The sequence below is a fragment of the Wielerella bovis genome (genome assembly GCF_022354465.1).
GTDB classification, from domain to species: Bacteria; Pseudomonadota; Gammaproteobacteria; order Burkholderiales; family Neisseriaceae; genus Wielerella; species Wielerella bovis.
Genome location: NZ_CP092361.1, coordinates 102,629 through 121,850, shown reverse-complemented (window position 1 = coordinate 121,850; position 19,222 = coordinate 102,629). Strand labels below are relative to the sequence as shown.

The following is a 19,222-nucleotide window of genomic DNA, read 5'->3' as shown; positions in this document are numbered from 1 at the left end:
TTCTGTTTTCAGGCTGCCTTTTTAATTGACTGTATAAAATTAAGGTTTTAACGCAGGGTCATCTTGCAAAGATTGATACGGTACAATTTTTTCCCAATTAAAGACGTTTATTTCTTCTGTGGCAGGTTCTTCAGAAAAAAATGAGTAGGACAAAGTTAATCGGTTATCTGCAATACCTAACCATTGAGCAAAACCTTGAATAAAGTGAAAACCGCTGCGTGCTGCTTGCTGACGTTTTTGTTGTACATCATCGCTAGAAATAATAATAAATGGCACATGATAAGCTTGTTTATATTGATTTGAATTATATAAATTAACATGCGATGTTTCTTTATCTGAATGAGCTAGACCATGATCAGATAAATACAATATGGAATAACTTCCATGTTGTTTCAATGAAGTTTCTATTTGCTCCAATAGTTTATCTGTTTGTTTTAATGTTTCTAGGTAGCACGACATATCATCATTTTTAAATTTCTCGGAAACAGGCTGAACCAAACGCCGACAAAAAATTGGATGAGACCCATTAATGTGTAATACATATAAGGCATTTTTATTATCATTATTTTGATTCAAAAAATAATTTAGTTTATCCAATAATGCAAAATCACTTTTATCTCCTATGCCAATTGAGTGGCGTGAGGCATTGGGAGAGGAAAAATAGGATTGTTTGGCTTGGATGCCCACACGAGATGCTGCTGTATCCGCATCGTGTCCTGTGGGTTGGGTAGATAACCAATACGTTAAAAATCCCGCCTCATTTGCCAATGAGATAATATTATTGGGATAGCTGACCTTATCATTTTGCGTATAGTGCAACATTCGAGTTAATGACGGTTGCGTATTAGGTGCAGGTGCGATAAAGTTATCTAAAACTAAGCCTTTACTTTGAGATAAATAGGGGCTGGTGTTTAATGGGAAGCCATATAAAGATTGGTAATCGGCGCGCGCACTTTCTCCGATAATTAAGACATAGTTTTTGTATTTTGGCGTAACACTTTGAATTTGCCATGCGGGCTGACCCGATAGAATTTGCTGGGATTCTTGTTTTTCTAACTGATATTGCTTGATTAATTGTACTGCACGGACATAAAAATGAATGTTTCCAACCAACGTACGTTCTAAAGTGAATGGGAGATGACGTTTCAGGCTGCCTGAAAGAGGTTTATGTAACGTTAAAATAACAAATAAACTAAATAAAATTAAAGTACTATGTTTAGAAAGCCAGTATAATTTTTTGGCTGGCTTGTTTGCGATAAGTACACCTACCCCGCTACACAGGACAATGATAGCAGCCATCCAGCTGTGCCAAGGTAGCGATGCTAAAAATTCTACAGACTCTTGTGTATTTGTTTCAAATACCGATGCAATCAGACCAATGCTTAATTGACCGTATAATCGTGCGATGGGCGCAAATCCAACACAAACAATCAAATTAATGATAAATACAATGTTAAATGTTGTTTTATTGACTTGATGTAAAACAAGCCAAAAACATGCCATCGCTAAAAAATAGCCGTTAGTAAGAGGGTAGCCTAGTCCATAAGAAGAAATGAGAGAGAAAGTAAGTACTGCCCAAATAAAGCAATACCGTTTTAATTGAGTCAACATATAAAATCCTTTATTTTAACCGACTACATATTAATGAATGCAGCCTGAAAAATACTTTTCAGGCTGCATTATTTTCTTAATTACACGTCGTTTTCAGTATCAACGTTATTATCATCTACTGAAAGAGAGGTTGCGTCATTTTCCGAACTTTCTTCCATGATACGCTCAATGCCGACCAAAGTTGTGCCTTCGTCCAAATTGATTAAACGCACACCTTGCGCCGCCCGACCCGTCTCGCGGACTTGCTCCACTTTCGTGCGAATCAACACGCCACCAGACGTAATCAACATCAAATCATCGTTTGGCGACACCAAAGTCGCGCCAATCAATTCGCCATTGCGTTCGCCCGTGTCAATCGCAATGATGCCCTGACCGCCTTTGCCTTTGCGCGAATAATCGTCAATCGGCGTGCGTTTGCCGTAGCCGTTTTGTGTGGCGGTCAAAACTTGCAAATCGCTGCCCAATTCCGCCACCAACAAACTCACAATCCGACCGTTTTCAGGCAGCTTCATGCCGCGCAAACCGCCCGAACCGCGACCGCTTGGACGCACACCCTTATTCGTTTGCAAATTGAATTCGCCGTTGTTTTCGTCTTCATTTTCAACGGTTTCATCGTTCAGGCTGCCTGAAATGTCTTCGTCTTCATCGCCAGCCGAACCTGCGTAATATTCGTTAAAACGAATCGCCTTGCCCAAATTGGAGAACAGCATAATATCGGACGAACCCGACGTTTTCGCCGCGCCCACCAAACTGTCGCCTTCTTTCAAAGCAATCGCCTTAATGCCTTTCACGCTCACGTTTTTGAACGCGGACAACTGCACTTTTTTCACCACACCTTGCGCGGTAGCAAAGAACACATATTGGTCATCAGGGAAATCGCGCACGGGCAAAATCGCGCTGACTTTTTCATTTTCTTCCAATGAAATCACATTGTTAATCGGGCGACCACGCGACTGGCGACCGCCTTCAGGCAGCCTGTAAACCTTAATCCAATGGCAACGCCCCAAATTCGTGAAACACATCAAATAATCATGCGTGTTCGCCACAAACAGTGTTTCAATAAAATCTTCGTCTTTTGTGGCAGCCGCTTGTTTGCCGCGCCCACCGCGTTTTTGCGCCTGATAATCGCTGGTTGGCTGCGTTTTGATGTAGCCGCCATGCGTCAGCGTTACCACCATTTCGCGTGGCGGAATCAAATCTTCATCGGCAATGTCGCCACCACCAAAGGCATTGATTTCGCTGCGTCTTTCGTCTGCGAACTGCGTTTGCATGGCGGTCAATTCATCGTCAATGATTTGGCGCACGCGCTCGGGTTTCGCCAAAATGTCCAATAAATCCACAATAATTGCCATTAAATCTTTGTATTCTTTGATGATTTCGTCTTGGTCAAGACCTGTCAAATTACGCAAACTCATGCGCAAAATCGCGCGCGCTTGTTCTTCACTCAACCAATAACCATCTGATTGCAAACCGCATTTTTCAGGCAGCCATTCGGGGCGCGCCATGCTCAAATCCAAATCGCTGCGGCTCAACATTTCGCTGACCAAATTGGATTGCCAAGCGCGGCTCAACAAGGCTTCACGCGCCGCGTCCGCATCGGCAGATTGTTTAATCAAAACAATCATTTCGTCAATATTGGACAGGGCAACCGCTTTACCTTCCGCGATGTGTCCTTCCGCACGCGCTTTTTTCAGGCGGAACAAGGTTCTGCGCGTTACCACTTCGCGGCGATGACGCAAAAATTCGCTCAAAATCTGTTTTAAATTCAACACGCGCGGCTGACCGTCCACCAAAGCCACCATGTTCATGCTGAACGTGTCTTGCAGTTGAGTGAGTTTAAATAATTGATTTAAAATGACTTCTGCGTTTTCATTGCGTTTCAATTCAATGACGATGCGCGTGCCGTCTTTGTCGGATTCATCGCGCAATTCGGCAATGCCTTCCACTTGCTTGTCGCGCACCAATTCGCCAATCTTTTCAACGAGTTTGGACTTATTAACTTGGTAGGGGATTTCGTCCACGATAATGGCTTCGCGTTCGCCATTTTTGCCGATGGGTTCAATATGGGTTTTGCTGCGAATGACCACGCGACCGCGCCCCGTGTGGTAGCCTGCGCGTACGCCATTCAGCCCGAAAATCGTGCCGCCTGTGGGAAAGTCGGGGGCTTTAATCAATTCAATCAATTCGTTGATGTCGGTTTCGGGTTCGCGCAACAATTTCAGGCAGCCTGAAAGCGTGTCGCGCAAATTGTGGGGCGGAATGCTGGTTGCCATGCCCACCGCGATGCCTTCCGAGCCATTGACCAGCAAAGCAGGAAAACGGGTTGGCAAAACAAGGGGTTCGCGTTCGCTGCCGTCGTAGTTGTCGCCAAAATTGACGGTTTCTTCTTCAATATCGGCAAGCATTTCGTGGGCGATTTTTGCCATGCGGATTTCTGTGTAACGCATGGCGGCAGCGGCGTCGCCATCTACCGAACCAAAGTTGCCTTGACCGTCCACCAACATATAGCGCATGGAAAAGGGTTGTGCCATGCGGACAATGGTTTGGTACACCGCGCTGTCGCCGTGTGGGTGGTATTTACCGATGACATCGCCGACCACGCGGGCGGATTTTTTGTACGTGCTGTTCCAGTTGTTTTTCAGCTCGTGCATGGCGTACAAAACGCGGCGGTGGACGGGTTTCAAGCCATCGCGCACATCGGGCAAAGCACGTCCCACAATCACGCTCATGGCGTAGTCCAGATAGGACTTTTTCATTTCGTCTTCTAGGCTGACGGCGATGGTTTCTTTGGCAAATTGTTGGTCGGTTTGGCTCATAATGGGCGCGTTCCTGAAATTCATAAAAAAACACGCAATTTTATCATAAAAACAAGGTTTCAGGCTGCCTGCTGCTTGGGAATGGTTTGTTGTGAGTGTACAACAAGATAGAAATCTTTATTATTTCAATAATTTTTAAAAATATTTATTTATCATATGGTTATATGGATTTGATGGAAATGTATTTTTTATGATGAAATCTTTTAAGGTATTTGCTCTAAATTGATTGAATTCGTTTTTCAGGCTGCCTATACTGCTTGCAGATAAATCATTTATCTAATTTGTTGGTGTATTCATTTTCATAAATTTTATTTATACGGAGAATGCTTATGTCTTTTGTATTATGGACGGCTGACTTGGCGACTGGTTTTGCGGATATTGATGAGCAACATCAAATTTTGTTGGCAAGAATCAATGGTTTTTATGATGCAATGCAAAGTGGTAATTTTGTGGACAGCAAAATTGCATTGCAAGATTTAATTGATTACACGGCTGAACATTTTGCATACGAAGAAAAAATGCTGGAAGAGGCAAATTATCATATGCTGGAACCGCATAAAAAAGTGCATGCTAATTTTGTGGCAAAAATGGAAGGCTTGCAAAGTCGCTATGAGAATGGCGAAATTGAAGCGGCGCAAGAGTTGTTGGATATTTTGGAAGGTTGGTTGTTCCGTCACATTAGATTGAATGACCATGGTTATGTGGAAAGTGTGAAACAGGCTGGTGTTCGTGCTTAAAAATTAAAATAAAAAGTTTTCAGGCTGCCTTTGTGTATTTAGGCAGCCTGAAAACTTTTTATTTTTTATATTCAATCAATAATACGGTTTGTTTGCTGGTGCAATCGTCCAAAATACGCTGACGGAAACGGGCGGCAGCGGCGTGATAAAACGGTTTGGGGCAAAATTGGCGTGAAACAATCGCGGCTACCAAACCACCCAATAACAGCCAAATTAATAAATGTTGGCTGCCTGTCATTTCCATTACAACCACGCTGGCGGTAAGTGGCGATTGTGTGGCAGCGGATAAAAATGCCACCATGCAAATCAAAACTACCACGTTGCTGCCCGTGCCTAAATGTGTCCAATCGGCGATTTGCTGTCCAATCATGCCACCAATGGTTAAGCTGGGTGTGAAAATCCCACCGGGGATGCCTGCCCAATATGAAAAAATCGTGGCAAGCCATTTGCCTAATGCTACGCCCATCGGTGCATCATACGAACCACGTAAGGCATCGGAAACTTGATGATAACCTGTGCCAAAGGTATCGCCACCGCTTAATGTGCCAATCGCCGCAATCAACAAACCCATGATGGCAGCCAATAAAAAAGGATGTTTGCCGACCCACGCGCGGCTACGTTTAGGCATGACCCATGCGGCACCTTTAAGCAATAAACGTGCAAATAAACCACCTGCTACACCGCAAATCAATGCGCCCACGATGACCCATACAAACATATTCGGTAAAGCAACACCAAAGAAACCATAAAAATACGGATTGTTGCCGTTCATCGCCACTTGCACAAAACCTGCCATCAAAATACAGATAAAAATAGTGCGCTCCCAACGCAACATCACGCCGCGCCCCATTTCCTCAATCGCAAAAATGACCCCTGCCAATGGCGCATTAAACGCCGCTGCCAAACCACCCGCCGCGCCTGCTGCCAACAAATCATTGTCTTGCAAACCCGTAAATGCCAAATTGCGTTTTTTGCACCATCGTCCCCACGAAGCCATCACCGCCGCACCAACTTGTACCGATGGACCTTCACGCCCAATAGATGCACCTGCCAGCATACCCAAAAACGTGAGCGGAATTTTGTACAAGGTTTCCCGAAAACCCACCGCGTGTTTTTTCGGCTTGCCATAGGGTAGGGACAGCGACGCCAGAACTTGCGGAATGCCGCTGCCTGCCGTATAAGGCGCGAAAGTGCGCGTGAGCCACAAAATCAGCGGTAAACCCAGCGGCAATGCCACCCATGCAAACCATGGATATTGTTTGACCAATTCGGTATTTTTATGCAATGCCCACTCTGCCATATACGCAAACAACATGGACACACCCGCCACCAAGGATGCGCCAATAAACGCATAAAATAGGGCAACCCATTTGTGCGATAAGCGGCGAACTTGGCGAGATTTGTGGTGATAAATATAACGCAGGCGGCGATGAAAATGAGTGAACGTATTATTCATGATAAATAAAACAAAGAATATATAGTTTTTTCAGGCTGCCTTTTGTATGATTTGATACAAAAGGCAGCCTGAAAATAGGGTCAAAAAAATGAAATGTGATACAAAGTGGTAATAGAGAAGGGGTGTATAGTCGTTTAAAATTTATGCCATGTATTTTATCGCTATTTAATACTCGTTTTCAAATGGTTTCAGGCTGCATTTGATGTGAGATTAAAATGTACTGGTTTAAATTGAATTCACTATATGTGTACACGGCGGTCGCTGTCGCCTTGTTCTGATTTAAATTGCCACTATTAATATTGCCAGTTTTCTTCTGGATTTAATTGATACACGGCAGCTTAATTTCTATTTTAAACGACTATAAACAAAAAGGCAGCCTGAAAATGTTTCAGGCTGCCTTTTAATGTCAGATAGATTTAGTTACAGTATTTTGCAATATCTGCTTCGTATTTAGGCAACAATTCTGCTTTATTACGCGCATTGGTGCGTTCAACGGTTTCTTTGTTCATTTGAGCCGCTTTACAGTTTTCTGCTTTAACTTCCGCAGCTGCTTTTGCACTTTCTTCTTCGCGTCTTCTGTTTTCTTCCGCGATGCGGTTATTTAAATCAGCTTGCTGCTCTGCCAAAGTCATAGGTCTGCTGGGTGCTGCGGCCGGGGTTGCTGCTTTAATAGTAGAACCTTGGGCTGTTTTCAAAGCACATTGGGCTGCTTTCATGTTGAGTGGCACATCAGAATAATAGCCACCGCCACAAGAATAATAAGTTTCAGCCGTTGATAAAGTCGGGATAACTGCCAATAAAGCTGCTGCTACAAATGCTAATTTTTTCATATTGTTTCCTTTTTGAAAATTATTTATTCAAGGTGGATAATTGTACTGTGTTCGTTTTATATTGTCATGAAAAAACACTTTCAGGCTGCCTGAAAATCGCAAATATGTTACAATACTGTGCATTTAACCAAAATCTTCCAACCATAATAACATGAGGTAAATGCACCATGCGTATTGTAGAAAAAGCCTACACTTTTGACGATGTTTTACTTGTTCCAGCACATTCAACTATTCTCCCGCGCGATGTCTCGCTCAAAACTCCACTCACTAAACAAATTACCTTGAATTTACCTTTGCTCTCTGCCGCGATGGACACGGTAACTGAGGCGCGTTTGGCGATTTCTATGGCGCAAGAAGGCGGCATCGGCATTGTTCACAAAAACATGACGCCCGAACAACAAGCCGAAACCGTGCGTAAAGTGAAACGCCACGAAAGCGGTATTGTGAAAGACCCCGTTACCGTATCGCCCGATACATTGATTGGCGATTTGTTGGCGGAACGCGCCCAACGCAAACGCAAAATGTCGGGTTTGCCTGTGGTGCAAGACGGCAAAGTGGTCGGCATCATTACCACGCGCGATTTGCGTTTTGAAACGCGTTTGGATTTGCCCGTATCAGCAATTATGACACCGCGCGAAAAATTGGTTTCCGTACCCGAAGGCACATCCATTGAAGAAGCGCGTGAAGTGATGCACCAACACAAAATTGAGCGCGTTTTGGTCTTGAACGATAAAGACGAATTGCGCGGTTTGATTACCGTGAAAGACATCATCAAAACCACCGAATTCCCCAACGCCAACAAAGATGGCGAAGGTCGCTTGCGCGTGGGCGCGGCGGTAGGCACGGGCGCGGACACCGAAGAGCGTGTACGCGCCCTTGTTGCGGCTGGCGTGGACGTGATTGTGGTGGACACGGCACACGGACACAGCCAAGGCGTGATTGACCGCGTGCGTTGGGTGAAACAAAACTTCCCCGAAGTGCAAGTGATTGGTGGCAATATTGCGACTGCGGCGGCGGCGCGTGATTTGGTGGCGGCTGGCGCGGACGCGGTCAAAGTCGGCATTGGCCCTGGTTCCATTTGTACCACGCGCATTGTGGCGGGCGTGGGCGTGCCGCAACTGACTGCGGTTCACAATGTTGCCGAAGCGGTAAAAGGCACGGGCGTTTCCGTGATTGCGGACGGTGGCATTCGTTTTTCGGGCGACATTGCGAAAGCCTTGGCGGCAGGGGCGCATTGCGTGATGTTGGGCGGCATGTTCGCTGGTACGGACGAAGCACCAGGGGAAATTGAATTGTATCAAGGACGTGCGTACAAATCGTATCGCGGCATGGGTTCCTTGGGCGCGATGAGTCAAGGTTCCAACGACCGCTATTTCCAAGATAAACAGGAAAGCACCGACAAATACGTTCCCGAAGGCATTGAAGGTCGCGTACCGCACAAGGGCCCGATTGTGAATATTATTCATCAGTTGGTGGGCGGTTTGCGTTCCAGCATGGGTTATTTGGGTTGCGCCAACATCGCTGAAATGCACGAGAAAGCGGAATTTGTGGAAATCACATCGGCGGGCATGAGCGAATCGCATGTTCACGATGTGCAAATTACCAAAGAAGCACCGAATTATCAGCGTGGGTGATTTTTGATTTGATTGGTAAATGAAATTCAGGCTGCCTGAAAATGTGGAGAACACGTTTCAAGCAGCCTGAATGCTATTTGGCTTGAATTTCTTTGTGATATTTGTTGATTAAACCCATGTCTAGGCTCAATAATTCCAAATCATGACTTAAAGCCGTTGCCAAAACAATCGCGTCAGGCAATTTGATTTTATGCTGTTTTCGCAAGTCAATCACTTTGTTTTCAATCGGTAAATTGATGGGCAATTTGGTCATTTTGGACAGCAATATCGTTAAATTTCGTGCATCGTTTTCGCTGATATTGGCATAGCCCAACACTTCCAAGCGGTTCACAACGCTGATGGCGCATTCTGAAAATCGGATATTCTTTTGCTGTAAAATGGCTAAAACATCGGCATTTTGCTTGTGAAACTCCAAAATAAAACAGGTATCTAGCAAATATTTAATGCCATTCATCACGCAATTCCCTTTGAATGTCTAAGCCATTTTGGGTTAATTCGGCTTTGGGCATGGTTTGGATAAAATCGGCTAATAATTCATCATTTTGCTGTGGCTGAACGGCAACTTGCAAGGCTTTTTCATACACGCTCATCATGATAAAATCTTGAAGACTTTGCCCTTTTTGTTGGGCAATTTGCTCAATCATTTGCACGGTTTGTGGTGGCAAATCAAGGGTAATCATTTGCTTACTCCCAAAAAATCAATTAGGTAAATGAATTATAGCGTGAAAATGACATTCAGACTGCCTGAAAAATAAAAAATACTTTTCAGGCAGCCTGAACTTTTGTAGGGTGCGCCGTGCGCACCGATTTATTCGCAAAATCAAAATATTGTGGTTAATTGGTGCGCATGGCACATCCTACGCAACTGAAATATGATTTTAGATTTATCCCTTAAAAATGAATAAAATGAATGCTGAATATTTTATATTAGATTCACTGTGGCTATTACATACTAAATACACAGATTTTTTACGTGAAGATTGGGAAATATTATTTAATACGCCAAATAATTTAGAACTTTCCAAAAAAGAACTTCAATTAGCTTTAGATTCTATGATTAAAAATAATTTAGTTGTGATGAATGATGGTCGGTGTAAGCTCAGTTCTCAAGGCGGTAAATATTGGGAAAACATATTTCAGGTTAATTGGGCATTATTTCATGATTGTTGGTTTGAGACCCTTTGTGAAGAAACAGAACAACTTGATTTCTATTGCTCATCTGAAGAAATCATCAATTTATTCTTGGTACAACATAAGTCCATTTTAACAGGATGCCAAATTAAATCGTTGCACAACAGGGAGGCGACATATTGGAAGAAATTAGATAATGGTTTTCATCTGACACATAAAGTACCTACTGATTTTAATCAAATTGATAGAATTCAGTTACCTAAATGGAAATTAGGATTAGATGAAGTCATAACTGGGAACTGTATCTAAAAAATAGCCATGTAGGGTGCGTACCACGCACCATTTTCCCCAAAATTTTCAATTATTTGGTGCGTGGTACGCACCCTACATCAAGAATATGAATACCCAATCTGCAATCGCCCAATATTTCACCCAACTCAATTTCAGGCAGCCTGAAACCGCCAATCCACTCCACGCCCAAATTATCCCCACCCCTTTGGGTGAAATGCTGGCAATCTGTTCCGCCACAGGTTTGTGTTTGCTGGAATTTGTCGGGCAAACGCGCTTGGAACGCGAAATCCACCAAATCGCCCAAGCCAAACAAGCGCAAATTCTGTTTCAATCCCATGATTTACTTCAAGAAACTGCCGAGCAAATCCAAGCGTATTTTTCAGGCAGCCTGAAACCATTTTCCGTGCCAATAGACTTTGTTGGCACGGATTTTCAACAGCGCGTGTGGCGCGTTCTGCAAACCATTCCCTATGGCGAAACAATCTCTTACGCTGAACAAGCCGCCAAATTAGGCAATCCGAAAGCCGTCCGCGCGGTGGCTGCGGCAAATGGGCAAAACAAAATCTCTATTATCGTGCCGTGCCATAGAGTGATTGGTAGCAATGGCAAACTCACAGGCTACGCAGGCGGTTTGCCGCGCAAACAATTTTTATTGGATTTAGAATCGCGTTCAGGCAGCCTGAAAATATAATATGAAGAAAATCTATTTTTCAGGCAGCCTGAAAACCAGTAATCATATCGGTATAAAGGCTGGTGTCATTGAAAATCCCATTTCAGGCTGCCTTTTCCGTTATAATGGCGACTTAAATAAAAATTTTAGTAATCAAATAACTATCATGTCTCACATTTTCTACGAAGAAAGCGGACAATTCAAAGCCGCTCAAATCATTCAAAAAAATGACGCAACCTACCAAGCCGACACCCAACACGGCAAGCGCGTCAAAATCAAAGCCAACAACGTCTTTTTTGAATTTGATGGCAGCATGGACGATTTCATGCAGTCCGCCCAAAACGAATCCGCCGACATGGACACAGCATTGCTGTGGGAATCTGTGGGCGAAGACGAGTTCACGTTTCAGGCAGCCGCGCAAGAATATTTCGGCGGCAGCCCCAGCAAAATCCAACAAGCCGCCACGCTCATCGCGCTGTATGCCGTGCCCATGTATTTCCACAAAAAAAGCAAAGGCACGTTCAAAGCCGCGCCCGAAGACGTATTGAAACAAGCCCTTGCCGCCATTGAACGCAAAGCACAACAAGAAGCCCAAATGCAAACTTGGGCAGACGCGCTGGTTTCAGGCAGCCTGCCCGATGAAATCGCTGCCGAATTGCCGCAAATTCTGCACGCGCCCGACAAGCAATCTTTGGCGTACAAAGCCTACCACAAGGCGGCGGACGCGCTGAAAATGTCCGCTTATGAATTGGCGAAACACACAGGCGGCATCACATCTGTACCACAATATTTGTTGCAACGCTTTGAAGTGAAATATTTTCCACGTGGTACAGGTTTTCCGCAAATTGACGTGCCTGCGCTGCCTGAAAATTTGCCTGTGGCGAATGTGCAAGCTTTTTCCATAGACGATTTGTCCACCACAGAAGTGGACGATGCGCTTTCCGTGCAGGATTTGGGCGGTGGCGCGAAACGTGTTGGCATACACATCGCCGCGCCGTCTTTGGGCATTCAGGCTGCCAGCGCAATGGAAGACATTGTTTTGCAAAGATTAAGCACAGTTTATTTCCCAGCCAATAAAATCACCATGCTGCCTGAAAACTGGGTTGCCGCGTTCAGTTTGGACGAGGGCAAACCTGTGCCAGCATTCAGCATTTATTTTGATGTGGACGCGGATTTCCAGCTTTCCGAACCCGAAAGCCGCATTGAGCTTGTGCCGATTGCCACCAATTTACGCATTCAAAACATTGAGCCGTTTTTCAACAGCGACACAGGCACGGGCAGCGCGGACAATCCCCAATTTCCGCATCACGCCGAATGTTTGTATTTATTGGAATTGGCACAAGCCCTGCAAAAACAGCGCGACCGTCTCCCCGACCCCACCTTGCCGAAAAAATACGACTACGGCATTGATTTTGATGAAAACAACAAAGTCATCATCACGCGCCGCGAACGCGGTTCGCCGATAGACACCTTGGTCAGCGAAATGATGATTTTGGCGAACACGAGTTGGGCAAAATTGCTGCACGAGCAAGAAATGGGCGGCTTGTTCCGCGTTCAGCCGAGCGGTCGCGTGAGAATGTCCACGCATTCCGAGCCGCACATTGGCATGAATGTGGCGCATTATGGCTGGTTCACATCGCCCCTGCGCCGCGCTTGCGACTACATCAACCAAAAACAATTACAGGCAGCCTTAAACGGCAGCGCACCGCGTTTTGGCAAAAACGACAGCGATTTGTTTGTCGCCATGAACAATTTTGACGTGACCTACAATGCCTATCGCGCATTCCAAGAGCAAATGGAAAGTTACTGGGCAATGGTGTGGCTGCAACAGGAAAACGTGCGTGAAATCAATGCGATTTTGTTGAAAGACGATTTGGTGCGTTTGGAAGGCGTGCCTTTGGTGGCAAGGGCGACTGGCATTCCCATGGAAATTGCGCCCAAAACGGTTATCAAATTGAGCATAACCGAAGTCAATTCTGAACAACAATTTATGGCATTGAAATATAAAAATGTTGTGCCAAGTGCCATGCCAGTCATGGTAGATGAAGTAGATGAACCTTAAATGGAAAGGCAGCCTGAAAAATCGTTAATTTTTAGATAATTATAGTGAAGTAAAATAAGAAAGATGCAAGGCGACCACGCCCGTCGTGTACAAATCGTACATAAGGGCGTGGGCAACGAAGCAGATTTCTTGTTTTAATTGACTATAAAATGAATTCTTTCAGGCTGCCTTTACTATAAAAAAATGTATTGTTGGTTAAGATAAAAATTGTTTGTGTTTATTTTAATTGACTATATTATATTATCAATTCAGTAATAGGCAGCCTGAAAACATGAAACCCTCCCAAAAAATCAATCCCAAACACAATAATCAAGTCCGTATTATTGGCGGTACACATCGTGGTCGAAAACTAAACTTTATCCATGCAGACGGATTGCGCCCTACACCTGACAGCGTGCGTGAACGATTGTTTAATTGGTTGGGACAGGATTTGACTGGACAAAATGTCTTGGATTTATTTGCAGGCAGCGGCGCATTGGGTTTTGAAGCAGCCAGTCGCCATGCAAAACAAGTTGTTATGTGTGAAACCAATCGCGAAATGACACGTCAATTACAGCATTTATCACGCGAATTAGGTTTTTCAGGTAGACTACACATTCATCCTCAAGATGGTTTGGCATATTTGAAACAGAGTGCACAAAAATTTGATACCGTATTTTTAGACCCTCCTTTCGCATGGCAAAATTGGACTGACTTGTGGACAATTTTGCAACCTTGTCTGCAAGAAAATGCGTCCGTTTACATCGAAGCAGGGCGATTGCCTGACACACCTGATTGGTTGTATAAGCACCGAGAAGGTGGAGCTGGGCAAAGCTATTTTGCTTTATTTTATTATGAGTAAAACTTTGATTTAAAATAAATTAATATGAGTTACTGAAAATTTCAGGCAGCCTGAAAAATAAAATATGCTATAATTTGCACTCCAAAAAACAGACTAAAACGAGAACACAACCATGTCATTATTTATTACAGATGAATGCATTAACTGCGATGTATGCGAACCCGAATGCCCTAATGATGCGATTTCTCAAGGCGAAGAAATTTACGAAATTAATCCTAATTTATGTACCCAATGCGTAGGGCATTATGATGAGCCACAATGTCAACAAGTTTGCCCAGTAGATTGTATTTTGATAGATGAAGAGCATCCAGAAACGCCTGATGAGCTAATGGCGAAGTATCATAAAATCATCGCAGCAAAATAAATAAGCAATAATAAAACAAGGCTGTATAAAATAATCTAAAAAAATAGCTTGACCAGAGTTAGGGAAAGTAGATATAGTTCGGTTTCTCTTCTGGTGGGATTCCCGAGCGGCCAAAGGGGGCAGACTGTAAATCTGTTGCGAAAGCTTCGAAGGTTCGAATCCTTCTCCCACCACCAAAATTCCGTATTTGGAGCAGAGACAAGCGGGTGTAGCTCAATGGTAGAGCAGAAGCCTTCCAAGCTTACGGTGAGGGTTCGATTCCCTTCACCCGCTCCAAATTAAATTTACATAGCTACAATTTATTCTTAAATTGTAGCTATAAGAATGAATAAGCCCATGTAGCTCAGGGGTAGAGCACTCCCTTGGTAAGGGAGAGGCCGGCGGTTCAATTCCGCCCATGGGCACCAGACTTATTTTTTGTTATCAACTATTTTTTATAGGAATTTTGCCATGGCAAAGGAAAAATTTGAACGTAGCAAACCGCACGTAAACGTTGGCACCATCGGTCACGTTGACCATGGTAAAACCACTTTAACTGCTGCATTGACCACCATTTTGGCTGAAAAATTCGGCGGTACAGCAAAAGCTTACGACCAAATTGACGCGGCTCCCGAAGAAAAAGCACGCGGTATTACCATTAACACCGCTCACGTTGAATACGAAACCGAAACTCGCCACTACGCACACGTAGACTGCCCAGGTCACGCAGACTATGTGAAAAACATGATTACTGGCGCGGCTCAAATGGACGGCGCAATCTTGGTATGTTCTGCTGCTGACGGTCCTATGCCACAAACTCGCGAACACATCTTGTTGGCTCGCCAAGTAGGCGTTCCTTACATCATCGTGTTCATGAACAAATGCGACATGGTTGATGACGCTGAGTTGTTGGAATTGGTTGAAATGGAAATCCGCGACTTGTTGTCTAGCTACGATTTCCCAGGAGATGACTGCCCAATCGTTCAAGGTTCTGCTTTGCGCGCTTTGGAAGGCGACGCAGCTTACAAAGAAAAAATCTTTGAATTGGCTGCTGCATTGGACAGCTACATTCCTACTCCAGAACGTGCGATTGACAAACCATTCTTGTTGCCAATCGAAGACGTATTCTCTATCTCTGGTCGCGGTACAGTAGTTACTGGTCGTGTAGAACGCGGTGTAATTAAAGTAGGCGAAGAGATTGAAATCGTTGGTTTGAAAGACACGCAAAAAACCACTTGTACTGGTGTGGAAATGTTCCGCAAATTGTTGGACGAAGGTCAAGCAGGCGATAACGTAGGTGTATTGTTGCGTGGTACCAAACGTGAAGAAGTTGAGCGCGGTCAAGTATTGGCTAAACCAGGTTCTATCACACCACACACCAAATTTGAAGCAGAAGTGTACGTATTAAGCAAAGATGAAGGTGGTCGTCATACCCCATTCTTCGCAAACTACCGCCCACAATTCTACTTCCGTACAACTGACGTAACTGGCGCAGTTACTTTGGCTGAAGGCGTAGAAATGGTTATGCCGGGTGAAAACGTGAAAATCACCGTTGAATTGATTGCGCCTATCGCAATGGAAAACGGCTTGCGTTTCGCGATTCGTGAAGGTGGTCGTACCGTAGGTGCGGGCGTTGTGGCTAACGTAATCGCTTAATTGAACAGTTTATAGGCCAATAGCTCAATTGGTAGAGTATCGGTCTCCAAAACCGAGGGTTGTAGGTTCGAGACCTACTTGGCCTGCCAAATAAAAAACTAACCAAGACAAAAACTTGGTTAGTTTTTTCTTGTATATTCAGGCTGCCTGAAATGCAGCAGAATTGGAAAAAATAATGAGCCAAGAAATAGAACAGGAAAAACAAAATGGTTTCAAATTCTTTCGTTATGTAAAAGAATCCATTACAGAAGTTAAAAAAGTAGTTTGGCCTAAGCGTCCTGATGCAGTCCGTATGACGGGTTTTGTGTTATTTTTTGTGGCGATTTTTGCCTTGTTTATTTACGGCGTAGATAGTGTTATTTCGTTGCTGTTTAATTTTATTTTAGTAAGATAAAGGGATTATCATGTCTAAACGCTGGTATGTGGTGCAAGCTTATTCAGGTTTTGAAAAAAATGTGCAAAAAACGTTAAAAGAGCGTATTGAACGCGAAAATATGGGCGATTATTTTGGGCAAATTCTTGTGCCTGTGGAAGAAGTGGTGGATATTAAAAATGGTCGTCGTATGGTTTCGGAGCGCAAGTTTTTTCCTGGTTATGTGTTAATTGAAATGGAAATGACGGATAGCTCTTGGCATTTAGTTAAAAGTACGCCACGCGTGAATGGCTTTATCGGAGGTACTTTGCATCGTCCTTTGCCGATTGCTCAGCGAGAAGTGGACGCAATGATGTCTCAGGTTGTTAATCTGGGTGAGTCGGGTGGGGTGAAAAAACCTAGACCGCGTGTTGAATTTGATGTGGGTCAGAAAATCAGAGTTACTGATGGGCCGTTCGCTGAAACCACAGGTGTTGTGGAGTATGTGGATTATGAGCGAAATAAATTGCGTGTAACTGTGCAAATTTTTGGACGTGAAACACCTGTGGAATTGGAATTTAATCAAGTTGAAAAAGTGGTTTAATATTCTCTTGGATAATTTGGAAAAAATATTAAATCCTTGTCAAAATAAATAAAACGCGCTAAAATAATTAGCTTAAATTTTTGGGGAGCAGAATTGTCTGCGTTATACCCGTTTTTTTGGAGTTTATACACATGGCAAAAAAAGTCATCGGCTACATCAAACTGCAAATTCCTGCAGGTAAAGCCAATCCGTCGCCACCGGTTGGTCCGGCTTTGGGTCAGCGTGGTTTGAATATCATGGAATTTTGTAAGGCGTTTAATGCTGCTACGCAGGGAATGGAACCTGGTTTGCCTGTTCCAGTTGTGATTACTGCTTATGCGGATAAATCATTCACGTTTGTGATGAAAACGCCGCCAGCAACTGTATTGTTGAAAAAAGCTGCAGGTTTGCAAAAAGGTAGCTCTAATCCATTAACAAATAAAGTGGGTACGGTTACTCGTGCTCAATTGGAAGAAATTGCTAAAACTAAACAGCCTGATTTAACGGCTGCTGATTTGGATGCTGCGGTTCGCACAATTGCGGGTTCTGCACGTTCTATGGGCTTGAACACGGAAGGGGTTGTATAATGGCAAAAGTGTCTAAGCGTTTGAAAGCCATTCGCGCAACAGTTGAAGCCAATAAATTGTATGCGATTGATGAAGCGATTGCTTTGGTGAAAAAAGCTGCAACCGCTAAATTTGATGAATCGGTTGATGTGTCTTTCAACTTGGGCGTTGATCCTCGTAAATCTGACCAGGTGATTCGTGGCTCAGTTGTGTTGCCAAAAGGCACGGGTAAAACTACTCGCGTAGCTGTATTCACACAAGGTGCAAACGCAGAAGTGGCAAAAGCGGTTGGTGCGGACATCGTGGGCTTTGAAGATTTGGCAGAAGAAATCAAAAAAGGCAATATGGACTTTGATGTGGTGATTGCGTCTCCTGACGCGATGCGCATCGTGGGTCAATTGGGTACGATTTTGGGTCCGCGCGGCTTGATGCCAAACCCCAAAGTGGGTACCGTTACCCCTAACGTTGCCGAGGCAGTGAAAAATGCCAAAGCGGGTCAAGTACAATACCGTACTGATAAAGCAGGTATCATTCACGCCACCATCGGTCGCGCTTCTTTTGCAGAAGCAGATTTGAAAGAAAACTTTGAGGCATTGTTGGACGCTTTGGTGAAAGCCAAACCAGCTGCTGCCAAAGGTCAATATTTGAAAAAAATCGCTGTATCCAGCACCATGGGCTTGGGTGTGCGCGTAGATGTATCTAGCGTAACCGCTAAATAATCTAAACAAATCTTTCAGGCAGTCTGAAAAGGGCAATTTTGGTTTTCAGACTGCCTGAAAATGGGGCTACTTAAAATATTAAGTAGGTGTCCAAGACCGTAGGGAACGCAAGTTTTAATAATGGAACCTGTATTTGCAATCAGAACGAATGAATTTTGCGATTACTGAATGCAGATGCAAGGCGATTTTCATTTGGATAGTGGTTCTGTCCAAATGAAAATCAACGTAGCAGATGTGTTTAATAATCGCAAAAGTCATCGTGATGATTGTAAATGCAGGTTCTGAATACCCTACGCAGACGGTAGTCCTGAAAAAAGTTTTTGTTGAGCGAGGTATCGCTTGCAAAGTGTCTTTAAAATCAGGTTGCCGCTGGTTGGTTCATCATGTTGATGAGCCTGAATTTAAACAGTGGGAGGTAGACCTTGAGTCTCAATATTGAAACCAAGAAAGCAACCGTAGAAGAAATCGCCGCAGGCATTGCTGGCGCACAAACTATGGTCGTTGCTGAATATCGCGGTATCAGTGTTGCCAGCATGACCGAACTGCGTGCCAATGCGCGTAAAGAAGGCGTTTATTTGCGCGTTCTGAAAAACACTTTGGCTCGCCGTGCGGTTGAAGGAACTTCTTTTGCAGGTTTGGCTGACCAAATGGTTGGTCCTTTGGTTTACGCTGCGTCTGAAGACGCCGTGGCTGCTGCAAAAGTGCTGCACCAATTCGCGAAAAAAGACGACAAAATCATCATCAAAGCTGGTGCTTACAATGGCGACGTGTTGAACGCCGCACAAGTGGCTGAACTGGCATCCATTCCATCACGCGAAGAACTGTTGTCCAAACTGTTGTTCGTTATGCAAGCGCCTGTTTCTGGCTTTGCGCGTGGTTTGGCTGCGTTGGCAGAGAAAAAAGAAAGCGAAGCGGCTTAATTTT

General features: G+C 44.1%; 19 protein-coding genes and 4 tRNA genes. 17 read left to right on the top strand and 6 right to left on the bottom strand.

The genetic code is table 11. The annotated features are described in order from the left end of the window. Window positions 1-39 precede the first annotated feature (39 nt). Window positions 40-1,611, bottom strand: coding sequence for a phosphoethanolamine transferase (locus MIS45_RS00685; RefSeq protein ID WP_249450679.1), 1,572 nt, complete (start codon window positions 1,609-1,611; stop codon window positions 40-42). An 80-nt stretch (window positions 1,612-1,691) separates the two neighbouring features. After that, window positions 1,692-4,427: a DNA gyrase subunit A gene (gene gyrA / locus MIS45_RS00680; protein ID WP_249450678.1), complete on the bottom strand. Its 2,736-nt coding sequence runs from the start codon at window positions 4,425-4,427 to the stop codon at window positions 1,692-1,694. Between the two features lie 329 nt (window positions 4,428-4,756). On the opposite strand from gyrA, the gene MIS45_RS00675 reads away from it, so the two are divergent. After that, window positions 4,757-5,164, top strand: a complete 408-nt coding sequence (locus tag MIS45_RS00675; protein WP_249446991.1) for a bacteriohemerythrin — start codon at window positions 4,757-4,759, stop codon at window positions 5,162-5,164. Between the two features lie 58 nt (window positions 5,165-5,222). Here the strand turns inward: MIS45_RS00675 and MIS45_RS00670 are convergent, their stop codons facing one another. Both MIS45_RS00670 and MIS45_RS00665 read right to left on the bottom strand, forming a co-directional pair. Then, window positions 5,223-6,620, bottom strand: coding sequence for a chloride channel protein (locus tag MIS45_RS00670; RefSeq protein ID WP_249450677.1), 1,398 nt, complete (start codon window positions 6,618-6,620; stop codon window positions 5,223-5,225). A gap of 416 nt (window positions 6,621-7,036) precedes the next feature. Continuing rightward, window positions 7,037-7,450, bottom strand: a complete 414-nt coding sequence (locus MIS45_RS00665; protein ID WP_249444226.1) for a hypothetical protein — start codon at window positions 7,448-7,450, stop codon at window positions 7,037-7,039. 167 nt (window positions 7,451-7,617) lie between these two features. Between MIS45_RS00665 and guaB the strand changes: the two genes are divergently transcribed. Further along, window positions 7,618-9,084 (top strand): IMP dehydrogenase, encoded by a 1,467-nt coding sequence (gene guaB / locus MIS45_RS00660; protein WP_249450676.1) that lies wholly within the window; start codon window positions 7,618-7,620, stop codon window positions 9,082-9,084. A gap of 73 nt (window positions 9,085-9,157) precedes the next feature. Here guaB and MIS45_RS00655 read toward each other — a convergent pair whose 3' ends face one another. Next, window positions 9,158-9,538 carry a PIN domain-containing protein gene (locus tag MIS45_RS00655; RefSeq protein WP_249442754.1) on the bottom strand — a complete coding sequence of 127 codons (381 nt, stop codon included), beginning with the start codon at window positions 9,536-9,538 and terminating at the stop codon, window positions 9,158-9,160. Beyond that, window positions 9,525-9,764, bottom strand: coding sequence for a hypothetical protein (locus tag MIS45_RS00650; protein WP_249442753.1), 240 nt, complete (start codon window positions 9,762-9,764; stop codon window positions 9,525-9,527). Before MIS45_RS00650 ends, MIS45_RS00655 begins: the two co-directional genes overlap by 14 nt. A gap of 226 nt (window positions 9,765-9,990) precedes the next feature. On the opposite strand from MIS45_RS00650, the gene MIS45_RS00645 reads away from it, so the two are divergent. From MIS45_RS00645 to rplJ, 15 genes are all read left to right on the top strand, one after another. After that, the gene (locus tag MIS45_RS00645) at window positions 9,991-10,524 is read left to right on the top strand and encodes a hypothetical protein (protein WP_249450675.1); all 534 of its coding nucleotides are present in this window, start codon (window positions 9,991-9,993) and stop codon (window positions 10,522-10,524) included. Between the two features lie 16 nt (window positions 10,525-10,540). Beyond that, window positions 10,541-11,197: a methylated-DNA--[protein]-cysteine S-methyltransferase gene (locus tag MIS45_RS00640; protein ID WP_283397424.1), complete on the top strand. Its 657-nt coding sequence runs from the start codon at window positions 10,541-10,543 to the stop codon at window positions 11,195-11,197. A 145-nt stretch (window positions 11,198-11,342) separates the two neighbouring features. Then, window positions 11,343-13,238: a ribonuclease catalytic domain-containing protein gene (locus MIS45_RS00635; RefSeq protein WP_249451392.1), complete on the top strand. Its 1,896-nt coding sequence runs from the start codon at window positions 11,343-11,345 to the stop codon at window positions 13,236-13,238. Window positions 13,239-13,509: 271 nt separating this feature from the next. Further along, on the top strand, window positions 13,510-14,079 hold the full coding sequence (gene rsmD, locus MIS45_RS00630; protein ID WP_249450674.1) for a 16S rRNA (guanine(966)-N(2))-methyltransferase RsmD: 570 nt from the start codon (window positions 13,510-13,512) through the stop codon (window positions 14,077-14,079). Between the two features lie 112 nt (window positions 14,080-14,191). Beyond that, window positions 14,192-14,443: a YfhL family 4Fe-4S dicluster ferredoxin gene (locus MIS45_RS00625; RefSeq protein WP_249444219.1), complete on the top strand. Its 252-nt coding sequence runs from the start codon at window positions 14,192-14,194 to the stop codon at window positions 14,441-14,443. Between the two features lie 92 nt (window positions 14,444-14,535). Further along, window positions 14,536-14,619 (top strand) — tRNA-Tyr (locus MIS45_RS00620). 26 nt (window positions 14,620-14,645) lie between these two features. After that, window positions 14,646-14,719, top strand: a tRNA-Gly gene (locus tag MIS45_RS00615). 56 nt (window positions 14,720-14,775) lie between these two features. Then, a tRNA-Thr gene (locus MIS45_RS00610) sits at window positions 14,776-14,850 on the top strand. A gap of 43 nt (window positions 14,851-14,893) precedes the next feature. Next, window positions 14,894-16,078, top strand: coding sequence for an elongation factor Tu (gene tuf / locus MIS45_RS00605; RefSeq protein WP_249442883.1), 1,185 nt, complete (start codon window positions 14,894-14,896; stop codon window positions 16,076-16,078). Window positions 16,079-16,091: 13 nt separating this feature from the next. Beyond that, window positions 16,092-16,167 (top strand) — tRNA-Trp (locus MIS45_RS00600). An 86-nt stretch (window positions 16,168-16,253) separates the two neighbouring features. Further along, the gene (gene secE, locus MIS45_RS00595) at window positions 16,254-16,472 is read left to right on the top strand and encodes a preprotein translocase subunit SecE (RefSeq protein ID WP_249442744.1); all 219 of its coding nucleotides are present in this window, start codon (window positions 16,254-16,256) and stop codon (window positions 16,470-16,472) included. A gap of 10 nt (window positions 16,473-16,482) precedes the next feature. After that, on the top strand, window positions 16,483-17,034 hold the full coding sequence (gene nusG / locus MIS45_RS00590) for a transcription termination/antitermination protein NusG (protein ID WP_249450673.1): 552 nt from the start codon (window positions 16,483-16,485) through the stop codon (window positions 17,032-17,034). Window positions 17,035-17,165: 131 nt separating this feature from the next. Beyond that, window positions 17,166-17,600, top strand: a complete 435-nt coding sequence (gene rplK / locus MIS45_RS00585) for a 50S ribosomal protein L11 (RefSeq protein WP_249442742.1) — start codon at window positions 17,166-17,168, stop codon at window positions 17,598-17,600. Continuing rightward, window positions 17,600-18,298 (top strand): 50S ribosomal protein L1, encoded by a 699-nt coding sequence (gene rplA / locus MIS45_RS00580; protein WP_249450672.1) that lies wholly within the window; start codon window positions 17,600-17,602, stop codon window positions 18,296-18,298. The genes rplK and rplA overlap by 1 nt, the downstream gene beginning before the upstream one ends. Before the next feature lie 422 nt (window positions 18,299-18,720). Then, window positions 18,721-19,218: a 50S ribosomal protein L10 gene (gene rplJ / locus MIS45_RS00575; protein ID WP_249450671.1), complete on the top strand. Its 498-nt coding sequence runs from the start codon at window positions 18,721-18,723 to the stop codon at window positions 19,216-19,218. The last annotated feature ends 4 nt before the right edge of the window (window positions 19,219-19,222 follow it).

Coding starts and splice junctions, on each gene's coding strand:
- MIS45_RS00685 (WP_249450679.1), bottom strand. CDS start 1,611: ATGTTGACTCAATTAAAACGGTATTGCTTTATTTGGGCAGTACTTACT.
- MIS45_RS00670 (WP_249450677.1), bottom strand. CDS start 6,620: ATGAATAATACGTTCACTCATTTTCATCGCCGCCTGCGTTATATTTAT.
- secE (WP_249442744.1), top strand. CDS start 16,254: ATGAGCCAAGAAATAGAACAGGAAAAACAAAATGGTTTCAAATTCTTT.
- MIS45_RS00645 (WP_249450675.1), top strand. CDS start 9,991: ATGAATGCTGAATATTTTATATTAGATTCACTGTGGCTATTACATACT.
- MIS45_RS00665 (WP_249444226.1), bottom strand. CDS start 7,450: ATGAAAAAATTAGCATTTGTAGCAGCAGCTTTATTGGCAGTTATCCCG.
- rplA (WP_249450672.1), top strand. CDS start 17,600: ATGGCAAAAGTGTCTAAGCGTTTGAAAGCCATTCGCGCAACAGTTGAA.
- rplK (WP_249442742.1), top strand. CDS start 17,166: ATGGCAAAAAAAGTCATCGGCTACATCAAACTGCAAATTCCTGCAGGT.
- gyrA (WP_249450678.1), bottom strand. CDS start 4,427: ATGAGCCAAACCGACCAACAATTTGCCAAAGAAACCATCGCCGTCAGC.
- MIS45_RS00625 (WP_249444219.1), top strand. CDS start 14,192: ATGTCATTATTTATTACAGATGAATGCATTAACTGCGATGTATGCGAA.
- guaB (WP_249450676.1), top strand. CDS start 7,618: ATGCGTATTGTAGAAAAAGCCTACACTTTTGACGATGTTTTACTTGTT.
- MIS45_RS00655 (WP_249442754.1), bottom strand. CDS start 9,538: ATGAATGGCATTAAATATTTGCTAGATACCTGTTTTATTTTGGAGTTT.
- tuf (WP_249442883.1), top strand. CDS start 14,894: ATGGCAAAGGAAAAATTTGAACGTAGCAAACCGCACGTAAACGTTGGC.
- nusG (WP_249450673.1), top strand. CDS start 16,483: ATGTCTAAACGCTGGTATGTGGTGCAAGCTTATTCAGGTTTTGAAAAA.
- MIS45_RS00635 (WP_249451392.1), top strand. CDS start 11,343: ATGTCTCACATTTTCTACGAAGAAAGCGGACAATTCAAAGCCGCTCAA.
- MIS45_RS00650 (WP_249442753.1), bottom strand. CDS start 9,764: ATGATTACCCTTGATTTGCCACCACAAACCGTGCAAATGATTGAGCAA.
- MIS45_RS00675 (WP_249446991.1), top strand. CDS start 4,757: ATGTCTTTTGTATTATGGACGGCTGACTTGGCGACTGGTTTTGCGGAT.
- rsmD (WP_249450674.1), top strand. CDS start 13,510: ATGAAACCCTCCCAAAAAATCAATCCCAAACACAATAATCAAGTCCGT.